Source organism: Nonomuraea sp. NPDC049637 (assembly GCF_040675235.1).
Classification (GTDB): domain Bacteria; phylum Actinomycetota; class Actinomycetes; order Streptosporangiales; family Streptosporangiaceae; genus Nonomuraea.
Map to the genome: position 1 here is coordinate 38,279 of NZ_JBFAOM010000011.1, position 13,479 is coordinate 51,757.

At 74.8% G+C, this 13,479-nt stretch carries 12 protein-coding genes; 5 read left to right on the forward strand and 7 right to left on the reverse strand.

Annotated features, from left to right (window positions below; all coding sequences use genetic code 11):
• Positions 1-69: 69 nt before the first annotated feature.
• Complete coding sequence (locus tag AB0J71_RS17340) at positions 70-726, forward strand: type 1 glutamine amidotransferase domain-containing protein (protein WP_364414915.1); 657 nt, start codon at positions 70-72, stop codon at positions 724-726.
• Between the two features lie 183 nt (positions 727-909).
• Positions 910-1,875: an alpha/beta hydrolase gene (locus AB0J71_RS17345; protein ID WP_364414917.1), complete on the forward strand. Its 966-nt coding sequence runs from the start codon at positions 910-912 to the stop codon at positions 1,873-1,875.
• Here AB0J71_RS17345 and AB0J71_RS17350 read toward each other — a convergent pair.
• Positions 1,853-3,097 (reverse strand): helix-turn-helix domain-containing protein, encoded by a 1,245-nt coding sequence (locus AB0J71_RS17350; protein ID WP_364414919.1) that lies wholly within the window; start codon positions 3,095-3,097, stop codon positions 1,853-1,855. The two genes, AB0J71_RS17345 and AB0J71_RS17350, sit on opposite strands and share 23 nt — an antisense overlap.
• A 66-nt stretch (positions 3,098-3,163) precedes the next feature.
• Here AB0J71_RS17350 and AB0J71_RS17355 point away from each other — a divergent pair, with 66 nt between their 5' ends.
• Genes AB0J71_RS17355 through AB0J71_RS17365 form a run of 3 tightly spaced genes read left to right on the forward strand, consistent with a single transcriptional unit; the run spans position 3,164 to position 6,067 of the window.
• Positions 3,164-4,264, forward strand: a complete 1,101-nt coding sequence (locus AB0J71_RS17355; RefSeq protein ID WP_352319429.1) for an acyl-CoA dehydrogenase family protein — start codon at positions 3,164-3,166, stop codon at positions 4,262-4,264.
• Between the two features lie 19 nt (positions 4,265-4,283).
• Positions 4,284-5,258 carry an acyl-CoA dehydrogenase family protein gene (locus tag AB0J71_RS17360; RefSeq protein WP_364414921.1) on the forward strand — a complete coding sequence of 325 codons (975 nt, stop codon included), beginning with the start codon at positions 4,284-4,286 and terminating at the stop codon, positions 5,256-5,258.
• A complete protein-coding gene (locus tag AB0J71_RS17365) occupies positions 5,255-6,067 on the forward strand; it encodes a TIGR03619 family F420-dependent LLM class oxidoreductase (RefSeq protein WP_352319433.1) in 813 nt (270 codons plus the stop codon). Before AB0J71_RS17360 ends, AB0J71_RS17365 begins: the two co-directional genes overlap by 4 nt.
• 85 nt (positions 6,068-6,152) lie before the next feature.
• Here the strand turns inward: AB0J71_RS17365 and AB0J71_RS17370 are convergent, their stop codons facing one another.
• The 6 genes from AB0J71_RS17370 to AB0J71_RS17395 form a co-directional block, all read right to left on the reverse strand.
• Positions 6,153-8,171, reverse strand: coding sequence for a CHAP domain-containing protein (locus AB0J71_RS17370; protein ID WP_364414923.1), 2,019 nt, complete (start codon positions 8,169-8,171; stop codon positions 6,153-6,155).
• 267 nt (positions 8,172-8,438) lie between these two features.
• Positions 8,439-9,188 (reverse strand): glucose 1-dehydrogenase, encoded by a 750-nt coding sequence (locus tag AB0J71_RS17375; protein WP_352319437.1) that lies wholly within the window; start codon positions 9,186-9,188, stop codon positions 8,439-8,441.
• Positions 9,175-11,268 carry an acetate--CoA ligase family protein gene (locus tag AB0J71_RS17380; protein ID WP_364414925.1) on the reverse strand — a complete coding sequence of 698 codons (2,094 nt, stop codon included), beginning with the start codon at positions 11,266-11,268 and terminating at the stop codon, positions 9,175-9,177. Before AB0J71_RS17380 ends, AB0J71_RS17375 begins: the two co-directional genes overlap by 14 nt.
• Complete coding sequence (locus tag AB0J71_RS17385) at positions 11,265-12,779, reverse strand: class I adenylate-forming enzyme family protein (RefSeq protein ID WP_364414927.1); 1,515 nt, start codon at positions 12,777-12,779, stop codon at positions 11,265-11,267. Before AB0J71_RS17385 ends, AB0J71_RS17380 begins: the two co-directional genes overlap by 4 nt.
• A gap of 16 nt (positions 12,780-12,795) precedes the next feature.
• Positions 12,796-13,119 (reverse strand): VOC family protein, encoded by a 324-nt coding sequence (locus AB0J71_RS17390; RefSeq protein ID WP_352319442.1) that lies wholly within the window; start codon positions 13,117-13,119, stop codon positions 12,796-12,798.
• Positions 13,116-13,478, reverse strand: coding sequence for an OB-fold domain-containing protein (locus tag AB0J71_RS17395; protein ID WP_364414929.1), 363 nt, complete (start codon positions 13,476-13,478; stop codon positions 13,116-13,118). Before AB0J71_RS17395 ends, AB0J71_RS17390 begins: the two co-directional genes overlap by 4 nt.
• Position 13,479 lies beyond the last annotated feature (1 nt).

Here is a 13,479-nt window from a genome sequence, read left to right on the forward strand (position 1 = left end):
CTATTCTGATGCCACGACCGACGTCTCGCTATTTGTGGCTGATGGGCTTTCCCGGCCATGCTCAACGGCATGAGCAAGCGCATCCTGATCGTGCTGACCAGCCACGACGACCTCGGCGGCGTGGAGCGTACCGGATACTACGTCCCCGAGGCGGCCCATCCCTGGCAGATCTTCACCAAGGCCGGCTTCGAGGTGGACGTCGCCAGCATCGCCGGCGGCCGGCCGCCCCGCGACGGCCACGACCCGGACGACCCGGCGCAGGCCGCCTTCCTCGCCACCGGCCTGGACGACGACACCGCCCCCCTCTCCGCGGTGGACGCCTCGGCCTACGACGCCGTCCTGTACGCCGGCGGCCACGGCACCATGTGGGACTTCCCCGCCGACCCCGACGTGGCCCGGGTCGGCCGCGAGATCTACGAGCGCGGCGGCGTGGTCGCGGCGGTCTGCCACGGCCCGGCCGCGCTGGTCGGCCTGACCTTGTCCGACGGCTCCCACCTGGTGGACGGGCGGCGGGTGGCCGCCTTCACCAACAGCGAGGAGACCGCGCGGGGCGTGGCGGGGGTGGTGCCGTTCCTGCTGGCCGACGCGCTGACCGAGCGCGGCGCCCGGCACGAGCCCGCCCCCGACTGGCAGCCGCAGGTCGTCGTGGACGGCCGGCTGGCCACCGGCCAGAACCCGGCCAGCGCCGCGCCCCTGGCCGAACAGGTCGTCGCCCTCCTGAGCTGACCCCGGCCGAACAGGCCGTCGCCCTCCTGAGCTGACCCCGGCCGACCTTGACCCGGCCCTGGCCGAGGTCGCCGGACGGCGGACGTCGGGCCGCCAACGGCAGCCGGATGGCGGTTGCCGCACCGTCGCGCGAGATCCGACCATCGAGGGGTACGGCAAGCCCCTCCGTGGAAGGAAGTCCTCATGGCGTTCCACCCCAACCTCGATCCGGACCTGCGTGCCGCCCTGGAGAACGCGCCGTTCCCGGCGTTCGACGTGACGGCGCTCGACGCGGAGGAGCTGGCCGGGCACCGCGCCCAGATCCACGCGATGCTGGCCGCGACGCCGCCCGCCGAGACCGAGGTGCGGATCGAGGACCGCCGCGTCCCCGGCCCCGACGGCGAACCGGACATCCGGGTCCGCGTCTACCGCCCCGCGCAGGACGGCGCCGGCCGGCCCGGCCTCTACTGGATCCACGGCGGCGGCATGATCGTCGGCATGCCCGAGGTGGACGACGCCACGATGATCGATTACGTCGAGCGGCTCGGCGTCGTCGTGGTCTCCGTCGACTACCGTCTGGCGCCCGAGCACCCGCACCCCGCGCCGGTCGAGGACTGCTACGCGGGCCTGCTGTGGACCGCCAAGAACGCCGAGGAGCTGGGCATCGACCCCGCCCGGCTGGCCGTCGGCGGGGCCAGCGCGGGTGGGGGGCTGGCCGCCGGGACCGTGCTGCTCGCCCGCGACCGGGGCGGGCCCGAGGTGGTCCTCCAGCTGCTGATCTGCCCGATGCTCGACGACCGCAACACCACCCCGTCGAGCCTGGAGTTCACCGAGGCCGTGGTCTGGGACCGGGCCGCGAACCTCTACGGCTGGTCCGCCCTGCTGGGCGACCGGGCGGGCGGCCCGGACGTCCCGGCGTACGCGGCGCCGGCGCGGGCCGAGGACCTGTCGGGGCTGCCGCCCGCGTTCGTCGACGTGGGCGAGCTGGAGGTGTTCAGGGACGAGGACATCGACTACGCCCAGCGGCTGGCGCGGGCCGGCGTGTCCACCGAGTTCCACCTCTACCCGGGGGCGTTCCACGGGTTCGACGTCATGGTGCCGGACACCCCGCTGAGCAGGCGGGCGCGGGAGACCCGGCTGGCCGCGCTCAGGCGGGCGTACCGCCTGTAGCGGTGGCGGCGGTGGCGGCGGTGACGTTGGCGGCGCCGGCGGTGGCGGCCTCAGCGGTGGTGGCGTTCGCGAGGAGGCGCAGCAGGGCGAGGGCGAGGTGGGCGCGCAGGCGTCCGGCCGGGTCGGCGAGGGAGAAGCCCAGCACCGACTCCGCCCGCGCGATGCGGGCCGCCATCGAGCTGTGGTGCAGGTGCACCCCGGTGGCGGCGGCGCGGACCGACCCGGCCGAGCACAGCGCGCGCACCGCGAGCAGGTGGTCCTCGCTCAGCCGCGCCATCGCCCGTACGTCGGCCAGCTCCGCGACGGCCGGGCCGGGCAGGTCGGCGAACAGCGCGAGCGCGCCGAGATCGGTCCAGCGCACCACCCGGTCGTGCGGGCCGGTGAAGCGCAGCGCCGTGCGGGCCTTGGCCCAGGACTCGGCGGCGTGCGACCCGGGCAGCTCCGGGCCGATGCCCACGCGGGCGCCCTCGGGCAGCTCGCCCTCGACGGTGGTGGCCACCAGCACGGCCTGGGTGTCGCCGATCCTGGCCGTCCGCACGCGGTGCCCCATCGCCCGCAACCCGGCCGCGAGCGGGTCGCGAGAGAGGGCGGACGCCGTGGTCCGGAGCGGGTCGCGGGGAATGGTGGACGTCGTGGCCTGAAGCGAGTCGCGGGGGAGGGTGGATGCCGTGACCTGAAGCGGGTCGCGGGGGAGGGCGAAGGCCATGGCCTGGAGAGGGGTGGACGGCGCGAAACCGAGCAGGCGCAGTGCCCGCGCGCGTTCCGCCTCGCCGGTCTCGGCCGACAGCACCAGCTCGACCAGCGCCGGGTCCCGGCCCTCGCGGGCCTGCGCGGCGGCGCGTTCCAAGGTCAGCTCGGCGGCGGCGGCGAACCGTTCGAGCACGATGTCGTCGAGGCCGTGGGGGGCGCCCTCGCGTTCCATCCACACGCTGCCCAGGCCGCCGCTCAGCTCCCTCGCCCGGACCCCCTCCCCGGCGCCCGGCCCCTCCCCGGCGCGCGGCGTCTCCGTGTCGGCGGACCGGCCGTCCGGGCCCGTCCGGAGGCGCCGGCCGGTGGTGGCGTCGTGCAGGCCGACCGGGCATCGCGCCAGCCGGGCGGTGGCCGCGAGCAGCACGGGCACGGTGACGTGGTCGCGCACCAGCGAGTCGAAGTAGGCGATGACCCGCACCGCGCTCTCGGCGTCGGTGTCGAGCGTGGAAAGCCGGAGCAGAAGACCCTGCACGACGTCCAGAGTAGGCCGACGGACGGCGGCCTGGCCAGTAGACCAAGCGTGCGCTAGTTTGGTTTTGTGGATCTCGACTTCTCCCCGGCCGAGCAGGACTTCCGCGCCGAGGTTCGCGACTGGCTGGCCGCCCACGTGCCCGAGCGGCTGCCGCCGATGGACACCGATGAAGGCTTCCTGGCCCACCGGGCCTGGGAGGCGCTGCTGGCCGGCGAGCGGCTGTCGGTCGTCTCCTGGCCCCGCGAGTACGGCGGCCGGGCCGCGTCCCTGATCGAATGGCTGATCTTCGAGGAGGAGTACTGGGCCGCCAGGGCCCCCGCCCGGGTCAGCCAGAACGGCATCTTCCTCCTGGCCCCCAGCCTCATGCGGTTCGGCACCCCCGAGCAGCGGCGGCGCTGGCTGCCCCGGATGGCGACGGCCGAGGACGTCTGGGCGCAGGCCTGGTCCGAGCCCGAGGCCGGCAGCGACCTCGCCGCGCTCACCGCCCGCGCCGAACGCGCCGACGGCGGCTGGCTCCTGTACGGGCACAAGACCTGGAGCTCCCGAGCCGCCCATGCCTCCCACGGCTTCGGCCTCTTCCGCACCTCCGGCGCGCGGCACAAGGGCCTGACGTACTTCCTGTTCCCCCTGGACGACGTCGCCGTCCGGCCGATCGCCCAGCTCGACGGCCTGCCCGGGTTCGCCGAGCTGCACTTCGACGGGGTGTTCGCGCCCGACTCCATGGTGCTCGGCGAGCCCGGCGACGGCTGGCGCATCGCGATGTCCACCACCTCCTCCGAACGCGGCCTGACCCTGCGCAGCCCCGGCCGTTTCCTCGCCACCGCCGACCGCCTCCTCGACCTGGCCCTGGACGCCGACCCCGCCCTCGCCGACCGGGCCGCGCGCTGCTGGACGGCGGCCGAGGCGTACCGGCTGCACACCTTCGCCACCGCGCGCCGGATCATGGCCGGGGCCGAGATCGGGGCGGCGGCCAGCATGGGCAAGGTCTTCTGGTCGGAGCTGGACCTGCGCATGCACGAGCTGGCCATGGAACTGCTCGGCGACCGCGCCGGCGGGACGGCCTGGCTGGACGGCTTCCTGTTCTCGCTGGCCGGGCCCATCTACGCGGGCACCAACGAGATCCAGCGCAACATCATCGCCGAGCGTGTCCTGGGCCTGCCCCGATGACCCCTCTGGAGTCGCCCTCATGCACTTCGCCTTCACCGACGAGCAACTCGCCCTGGGGGCGACCGTCCGCGACGTGCTGCGGGCGCACTGCCCGCCCGGCGCGCTGCGGACCGAACGCCGTCCCGCCTGGGACCGGCTGGCCGAGCTGGGGTTCTTCGGGCTGCTGCTACCGCCGGAGCTCGACGGGCTCGGGCTCGGGCTGACCGACGTACTGCCCGCCGTGGAGGAGACCGGGCGGGCCTGCCTGCCGGGGCCGGTGGTCGGGACGGCGGTGGCGGCGGCGTTCCTGACCCCCGGGCTGCCCAAGCTGGCCTCGGGCGGGGTGTGCGTCGGGGTGCTGCTGCCGGGGGAGGCGTACATGGCCGACGCCGATCTCGCCGACGTGCTGGTCGTGGCGCGTACGGGGGAGGGGGTGCGGGTGCTGCCGCGGCACGAGGCGCGGCTCGCCGCCGTGCCGGGGGTGGATCCGTGCCGGCCGATGTTCGACGTCGCCTTCGAGGCGTCCGGACACGATGATCCCGGCCCGGACCGGGTGGCGCTCGCCGCGCGGGCCGTCGCGGTGGCGACCGCCGCCCAGCTCGTCGGGGTCGCGCGGGAGCTGCTCGCGGTCTCGGTGTCGTACGCGGGGGTCCGGAGGCAGTTCGGCGCGCCGATCGGGTCCTTCCAGGCAGTCCGGCACCGGCTCGCCGACGTGGCCGTCGCCGTCGAGTTCGCTGCGCCGCTGGTGCACCGCGCGGCGCTGTCCGTCGACCGGGACGCGCCCACGGCCGGACGGGACGCGAGCGCCGCCAAGGCCGCGGCGGGCGAGGCGGCGACGCTGGCCGCCCGGGTCGCCCTGCAGACCCACGGCGCGATCGGCTACACCGAGGAGCTGGACCTGCGCTTCTGGCTCGCACGGGCCTGGTCCCTGTCGGCCGCGCACGGCACCACCGCCGCCCATCGCGAACACGTCCGCGCCTGCCTGCGCGCCCGCGACCTGCGGAGGTACCCGTGAAGTACGGCGTGCCGCTGGGCCTGCTGCACCCGGACGCCTGGAAGGACGTGGCCGTGGCCGCCGACGAGCTGGGGTTCGAGTCCGTCTGGCTGCCCGAGCACCTGGTGTTCGCCACCGACCTGTCGCTCGCCGTCTACCCGGGCACGGAGGACCCCGGCATCAAGCCGACGACCCCGCTGTTCGACGCCCCGGCCTACCTGTGCTGGCTGGCCGGGCTCACCACCCGCGTCCGGCTCGGCACCGCCGTGCACCTCCTGGCGCTGCGCCACCCGTTCGTCTCGGCCCGCGCCTTCGCCACCCTGGACGTGGTGTCGGGCGGACGGGCGATCTGCGGCGTGGGCGCGGGCTGGTACCGCGGCGAGTGGACGGCGGCCGGCCTGCCCTTCGAGACCCGCGGCGCCCGCCTGGACGAGGTCATCGAGATCGTCCGGCGGCTCTGGACCGAACCCGTGGTCGCCCATTCCGGACGGTTCTACCGGTTCCCGGAGGTCGCCTTCGAGCCCAAGCCCGTGCAGCGGCGGCTGCCGGTGCTGGCCGGCGGGGAGTCGGCGGCGGCGCTGCGCCGGGCGTCGCGGCTGTGCGACGGGTGGATCAGCATGCCGCACACCATCGAGTCCATCAGGCCACAGCTGGCCCGGCTGGGGGCGGGGGTGCCGGTCACGGCGCACGCGTACGCGCTGGGCTCTCCGGGGGAGGTGGCCGCCTGGGCGGAGCTGGGGGTGGAACGGCTGATCGTCCGGCCGTGGACGCGCAGCCGGGACGCGGTCACCCGCCTGGCCGCCTTCGCCGCCGAGTACGACGTGACCTGACCCCGCTGGGCCGCCGGGCCGCCGGGCCGCCCGGCCCTCCCCGCCACTCTCGCCACCCGGCCGTTCGGTCGCCCGTGGGCCGTCCTCACACGGGGGTGGGGGTGCGGTGACGGCGGCCGCGCAGCGGGGCGTCCTGGACGAAGGCGTCGATGGTGCTTGTCCCGCCGGACTCCTGGCGCAGCCCTCGCGGGTGCTGCGAGCCCGTGATCCCGGCAGGCGCGGCGCGACGGTGGCGGCGGCCGCGCGGGACGGAATCGGCGGTGAACTCGTCCATGAAGAAGGGGTGCTCGGAGGCGTACGCGTCCGCGACCGGCTCGCTGCGGCGGCGGCGGCCCCGGTACGTCGCGCCGATCCTGGACGCCTGGGCGGCCCGCGGCGTCGTCCTCGTCCGGGCGGCCACCTCGGCGCCCGGTCGGGGGCTGGGGGAGAAGGCGCTGAACGTGCTCGTCGCCGGGGGGAGCGAGATCGGAACCATCGGGCCGGCGTCGAACATGGGCTCGAAGGGCGCCGTGTCGGGGGCGGGCCGGAACGAGGCGCTGTCCAGCCGCCGCGGCGGGGCCATCCGGTCGGTGAACGGCTCGAACGCCTCCAAGCCGGCCGCGAGCTCGCCGCCGCCTGCGGGGCCGAGCTCGGGGACGGGGGCGGCGAACTCGAAGGTGCGGTTCCGACCGGCCTCGAAAGAGCCCGCGCCAAGCTCGAAGCGTTCCCTCTGACCGGTCTCGGGAGAGACGGCCGCGCGTTCGAACCCCGTGCCGGAAGGGGTGATGGGCAGTTCGAAGTGGTCGGCGGGCTCGGCGGTGGTCCGCAGCGAGGAGGGGCGGGTGTGGTCGTGGCGCGTCTCCGCGGGACGGCGGCGACGCCGGTGACGTGAAGGGGCGGCGTGGGTGCCGCGCCTGGAACGCGTCCCGGGAAGAGGCACGGCGACGGGCACCGGAACAGGCAGAGCGACGGGCACGGCAATGCCCGCAGTGACGCCCGCAGTGACGCCCGTAGTGACGCCCCCAGCGACGCTCAGAGCGGCGGTGCTCTGCGCCGCGGTGACGTTCAGGGCGGCGGTGCTCAGGGTGACGCCTTCCCCTGCGGATTCCCCCGCGGAGAGGGTCGCGGCGGCGGCGCGTACGCGGGCGGCCTTCGCCGAGGCGGCGGCCGGGCGCAGGCGGCTCTGGCGGGTCTTCGCCAGGGCGACGAGCGCCAGCGCGGCGATCAGCGCGGACCCGACCAGCGACGGGGAGCCGATCGCGGGCATCGAGCCGGTCGAGGAGGCGTCCACGAGCGCGGGAAGGGGCTCGGCGGTGGCGGACGTGGTGTCGGCGGTCGTCGCCTTGGCGTGCTTGGACTTCTGTCCCGACTTCCCGGCCGCCGCCGTCGGCACGGCCGCCGCCCCCGTCGCGGGCGAGGCGGACGCGGAGGGCGCGGCGGGGGGCGCCGAGGGCGAGGTCGCCGTGGTCCTGGCCGGCTTGTCGGTCTCGGCCTTCGGACGCGCGGCGAGCGGGACCTCGGCGGCGCGCTCCTGCTCGACGTGCGGAATCAGGGAGCTGAGCGAGTCGGCGGGAAGCTGGAGCGTTCCCACGTCGGTGCCGGGCCTGGCGGGTGTCGCCGCCTGCTCGTCGGCCCGCTTCTGGGCCGCCTCGGCGTCGAGGCGGGCCTTGATGCGTTCGGGGTAGCCGTAGCCGACGACCTTGCTGGTGTCGCGCTCCTTGCGCTTGGCGACGCCGCCGTCGATGTTGCCCTCGATGGTGAAGATCGTGTCGCCCTCGACCCGCGTGACGATGCCGACGTGGTCGATATTGTCGATCTTGCCGGTGCCGCTCCAGTCGTAGAAGACGAACGCGCCGGGCTTGGGCGTCTTCCCCCAGGCCCCCTGAGCCTTGAACCATTCGGCGTGCCGTACGGTCCAGGCGAACTGCCCGATCCACTCCTGGTAGCCGAGCTTGTGCGCGGCCCAGGAGAGGTACATGTCACACCAGGGTGCGGCGGAGTAGTCGGCGTCGAACTCGACGGTCTTGCCGTACCAGTCGCCGAACTTGGTGTACGCACCGGCCTTTTCGGCGTAGCCGAGCTGGCTCTCCAGCAGGTCGATGTACTTCTGCATCTCGGGCGTCATGGAAGTATGGGGGAACCTTCCGGTCAAGATCCGGATTTATCCGCACATACTCGGGTACACGGGGGTAACCCGGGACATGTGTGGCAAAACCGGAAACCTGTAGTCTTCCGTGCGGTGCGAGGTTACCGCTTCGTGACCAAGGTCAAGCACGTCCCAAGAGAGGGTAAAGACGTCACCGGGCGCATAACCGCAGCTCAACCAAGCCGGCGGACCCCGCCAAGGTGGGTGATTTAACAGGAAAAGACCCGCGTGTCGCGCTCATGGGGCCTAATAACCGGCTCCCGTCAGCAGCCCTCCGTCCACCGTGAACTCGCTCCCCGTGCAGTAGCTGGCCCGGTCCGAGGCCAGGAACGCCACCACGTGCGAGACCTCCACCGGCTTCGCGAACCGCTTGATGACCATGGACTTCACGAACGCCTCCGCGTCCACCTCGGCCATCAGGTCCGGGTTCACCGCCATCGCCGTGTTGATCGCCCCCGGATGCACCGAGTTCACCCGGATCTTGAACCGGGCCAGCTCCCGCGCGGCCGACTTGGTCAGCCCGCGCACCGCGAACTTCGAGGCCGCGTACGCCGACAACCCCTCCGCCCCGACGAACCCCTCGATCGAGGAGATGTTGACGATCGCGCCGCGCCCGGCCGCCTTCATGGGGTCGATCACCGACTTGACCCCCAGCCAGGTGCCCTTGAGGTTCACGTCGATCACCCGGTCGAAGTCCTCGGGCGCCATGTCCTGGATGCGGCCGTAGGTGAGGATGCCGGCGTTGTTCACCAGGACGTCGAGCCGGCCGTGCAGCTCCGTGGCCGCGCCGACGGCCCGCCGCCATTCGTCCGGGCTGCGCACGTCGTGCCGCACGTACGTGGCCCCGGTCTCGGCGGCCAGCGCCTTGCCCTCCTCCTCCAGCACGTCGCCGAAGACCACCCGCGCGCCCTCCTCGAGGAACAGGCGCACGTGCGACTCGCCCATGCCCCTGGCCCCGCCCGTGATCAGCGCGACCTTGCCGTCAAGCAGTCCCACGACTACCTCCTGCCGCGACCGCCGCCGCGGCCGCCTCCATGGAGCGGTAGACGGGGACGCCCGCCGCCGCCGCGATCCGCCGTACCTCGTCCTCCACGCCCGCGGGCGCGCACTCGCCGTTCCTGGTGACGAGCGTGATCCGGACGCGCGGCAGCGCCTCCTGCGCGCCGGCCAGGGCCCGCGCGTAGGCGTACAGGGGCTCGGCCGCGTCGCCGTAGGTGAAGAAGCTCTGCACGTTCACGTGGGCGACCACGTCCGCGTACGGCTCCCGCCGGACGATCGCCTCGATCACCTCCGCCACCAGCCCGGGACGCCCGCGCGGCCCCACCGGCACCTCCAGCGGGTTGCCCGCCGCGGCCAGGCCCAGCCCGTCGAGCACGCCGTCCCGCAGCGGGGCGAGCCGCACCCCGGCCCGGTCGAACGCGTCGGCCGCCAGCACGCCCGCGCCGCCGCTCGGCCCGATCACCAGCACCCGGTCGCCGTCCGTCACGCGGGAGCCGTGGGCCTGGAAGAAGGCCAGCACGCCGATCAGGTCGTCCTGGGAGGAGACCAGCGCCGTGCCGGTCTGGGCCGCGACCGCCGCCCACACCCGCAGGTCGCTCACCATGCCGCCGGTGTGCGAGAGCGCCGCCCGCTGTCCCTGCGAGCTGCGCCCGCCGACCAGCAGCGCCACCGGCAGCCCGGCCGCGCGCAGCGCCTCGTGCAGCTCCCGGCCGCCGCGCGGGTCCTCCAGGTAGAGCCCGACGGCCCGCGTCTCGGGGTCGCGGGCCAGCCAGGACAGCAGCTCGGCGGGGGTCACGTCGGCCGCGTTCCCCACGGTGACGACCCGGCTGAACGCCAGCCCGCGCCGCTCCCCGACCTTGATCACCTCACCCGCGAGGCCGCCGCTCTGCGAGATCAGCGCCACCGTCCCCGCCGGTCCGACGCCGCCGCCGACGAACGTCTGCCGGCCGCGCGGGCAGTACACGCCCATGCAGTTGGGGCCGAGCAGCCGGGTGCCCGCCGCGCGGGCGGCCCCGGCCAGGTCGCGTTCCAGGTCCGCGCGTCCGGCCTCGCCGAACCCCCCGCTCATCACCTGCACGTACGGGATGCCCGACGCCTGCCGCACCACCTCGGCGCACCGCTCGGCGGGCACCGCCACCAGCGCGTAGTCCACGTCGGCGGCGGCCAGCGACGGCACCGCGGGCACCCCCGCCACCTCGGCGGCCGACGGGTGCACGGCCACCAGCGGCACCCCGGCGGCCCGGTAGAAGTCGAGGAACATGTTCCCGAAGTTCGGCCGGCTCGCCGAGGCGCCGACGACGGCCACCGCGCGCGGCTCGAAGAGCGGCAGGAAGTCGGCCGGCTCGCGGGCGGTGGACGGGCGCGGCCGGCCGGGCAGGTGGCGCGCGTCCACCGCGGTCACGCCGGACGGGGTGGCGATGACCGGGTTCAGCTCGAACTCGCCCAGTTCCAGCCGTTCCCACAGGCCGCCGGGGCCGCCGACCGTCATGAGCAGCTTGACGACGGCGTCCACGTCCACGGGCGGGTGGCCGCGGTGGCCGTGCAGGAGGGCCGCGCCGCGCAGTTCGTCCAGCATGAGCCGCGCGTCCCGCTCGGAGATCGGGCAGAGGCGCAGCGCCGTGTCGCGCATCGCCTCGGTCCAGACGCCGCCCAGCCCGGCCAGCAGCACCGGGCCGAACCCCGGGTCGCCGACCAGGCCGACGATCAGCTCCACCCCGGCGGGCGCCTGCTCCTCGACCAGGAACCCCTCCACGTCCAGCCGGGAGCGCATCTCCGCGGCCGCCGCGGCGAGGCCGTCCGCCCGCAGGCCGAGCCGGACGGCCCCCGCCTCCGACTTGTGCACCAGCCCCGGGCCGAACGCCTTCAGCACCAGCGGCTCGGTCAGCCCTCCGGCCGCCGCGAAGTCCAGGTCGCGCACCACGATCCCGCGCGGCACCGGCACCCCGGCCGCCGCGACCAGCTCCTTGACCTCGTGCTCGCGGGGGACGCGGGGGACGTCCCGGGTGTCGCGCTCGTGAAGGTCGCGGGGGACGTCGTGGGAGGCGTCCCAGGTGCTCCCGTGCTCCTGGGCGTTCACCCGAGCAGGTGCCCGTGCTGCTCGCGGATCCGGCGGCGCAGCAGTTTGCCGGGGCCGCCGGAGGCGTCCTGCGAGTGCGGCAGCTCGCCGGTCACCACGATGTGGTCGGGCCGTTGGTGCGGGGGCAGCGTGTCGGCCAGGGCGAGGGACAGTTTGGCGGCGTCCAGCGACTGCCCGTCGCGCGGCACGACCGCCAGCAGCACCCGCTGCTCGGCCGCACCCTCCGGGACGCCCACCGCGCCGGCCTCGGCCACGCCGTCCAGGGCCGAGACGGCCTCCTCGATCGTGGCGGGCTGCGTCCACTGGCCGTGCTTGAGTATGGAGTCCTCGCGGCGGCCGAGGACGCGCAGCACGCCGTCGGCCGACAACGTCCCGAGGTCGCCGCCCACGTACCACTCGCCGCGCAGGACGCCGTGGTCGTCAGTCCCGTCGTAGCCCGCCATGCGGTGCGGCCCGGCCAGGTTGATCTCGCCGACCTCGCCGGTCACCGCGGCGCCGGACGGGCCGGTGATCCGCACGGCGTTGCCCGTGCGCGCCCGTCCGGACGACCCGAGCGGCGTCGAGCCGTCGTCCACGCGGCCCATGCACGTGTACGGCGCCTCGGTCTGCCCGTAGTAGGAGTAGACCCCCGCCCCGGGCAGCCTGGCCTTGATCCGGTCGAGCATGGTCGCGGTCAGCGGCTCGCCGCCCAGCATGATCACCTGGATCGACGACAGGTCCACCCCCTCGTGCTCGGACGTCCCCAGCAGCGCCGCGTAGAACGACGGGATCTGCGACACGTGCGTGACCCGTTCGCGCGGCACCACGCGCAGGAAGTTCGCCGGTCCCCAGTCCTGCTCCAGCACCAGGCGCATGCCCGCGTACAGGGCGGGGCCGACGATGGCGGGGAAGCCGATGCCCCAGATGATCGCGCCCGTGCCGAACACCGAGTCGGGGCCGCGCGGCACGTCCAGCCAGATCTGGGCGGTCGCCAGGGAGGAGGCGTGGGTGTGCACGACGGCCTTGGGCAGGCCGGTCGTGCCGGAGGTGTAGTAGAGGGCCAGCGGGTCGTCGTGGAAGCCGCCCAGCGGCGGTTCCTCCTCCTGGCCGCCGGCCAGCTCACCGGCGTCGATCCAGGTGGTGACCTGCGGGAGGGCGCCCCTGATGCCGCCGACCAGGTCGGCGACCGTGGAGTCGTACACGAAGGCCGTGCAGCCGGAGGCGGCCACCACCGCCCGCAGCGTCTCGGCCGGCCAGTACGGGTTGAGCGCCGCCGTCACCGCTCCGATCTTGGCCTGGGCCAGGTAGACCTCGGCGACCAGCAGCGTCTCGTTGAGCAGCGCAGCCACCCGCTGCCCGGCGGTGATCCCGGCCGCCAGCAGCGCGTTCGCCCGGCGGTTGACGGCCCGGTTGAGCTCGTCGTAGGTGAAGCTCCGCTCGCCGCAGTACGTCAGCGCCACCCGGTCGGGCGTGCGCAGCGCTCCCGCGGTCAGGATCGCGTGGCCGTAGTTGCCGTAGGGTGATCGCGCCATGGGGGATGCCTCCAGGTCAGAGGGGCGAGTAGAGCACGAACGTGTTTCCTGAGGGGTCGCGCAGCACGGCCCGCCTCTCGTGCGGCCCGTCCTCGGGCGCGCGCACCACCTCGGCCCCGCGCGCCGCCATCTCGCGCACCGTGACCGCCACGTCGTCCACCTTGTACGACGGCGCCGCCGACGCGGTGACGTGCTCGGCGGGACCGGCCAGCGCCACGGTGACGCCGCCGCCGTCCAGCGCGGCGAACCTGTCGCCGTCCCTGAACTTCACCGGCAGGCCGTAGAAGGCGATCGCCTCGTCCAGGTCGGCTACGGGGATGAGCACGTTGCCGAGCTTCACACGGGCCTCCAATGCGGCAGATCGTCCACGAACGTCACCCGCACCGGCATCCCGACGCGGACCTCCTCCGGCGCGCACCCCACGACGTGCCCGAACGCGCGCACACCCTCGTCCAGGTCCACCCACGCCGGCACGTACGGCTCCCGCCCCCGGTAGCCGGGCGCGAACGACCGGTGAACGACGGTGAACGTGTGGACCGTCCCCGTGCCCCTGGCGGGCTCGGCGGCCGTCTCGCCGCCGCCGCACGCCGGGCACGACGGCTCGGGCAGGCAGCCGCGGCGGCCGCAGCTCAGGCAGCGCCGGATCACCAGCTCGCCACGCGCCCCTGCGGCGCCGGTGGGGGAGGTCTCACCGCTCATC

Coding starts and splice junctions, on each gene's coding strand:
- AB0J71_RS17385 (WP_364414927.1), bottom strand. CDS start 12,779: ATGGCGCGATCACCCTACGGCAACTACGGCCACGCGATCCTGACCGCG.
- AB0J71_RS17340 (WP_364414915.1), top strand. CDS start 70: ATGAGCAAGCGCATCCTGATCGTGCTGACCAGCCACGACGACCTCGGC.
- AB0J71_RS17345 (WP_364414917.1), top strand. CDS start 910: ATGGCGTTCCACCCCAACCTCGATCCGGACCTGCGTGCCGCCCTGGAG.
- AB0J71_RS17370 (WP_364414923.1), bottom strand. CDS start 8,171: ATGACGCCCGAGATGCAGAAGTACATCGACCTGCTGGAGAGCCAGCTC.
- AB0J71_RS17360 (WP_364414921.1), top strand. CDS start 4,284: ATGCACTTCGCCTTCACCGACGAGCAACTCGCCCTGGGGGCGACCGTC.
- AB0J71_RS17395 (WP_364414929.1), bottom strand. CDS start 13,478: ATGAGCGGTGAGACCTCCCCCACCGGCGCCGCAGGGGCGCGTGGCGAG.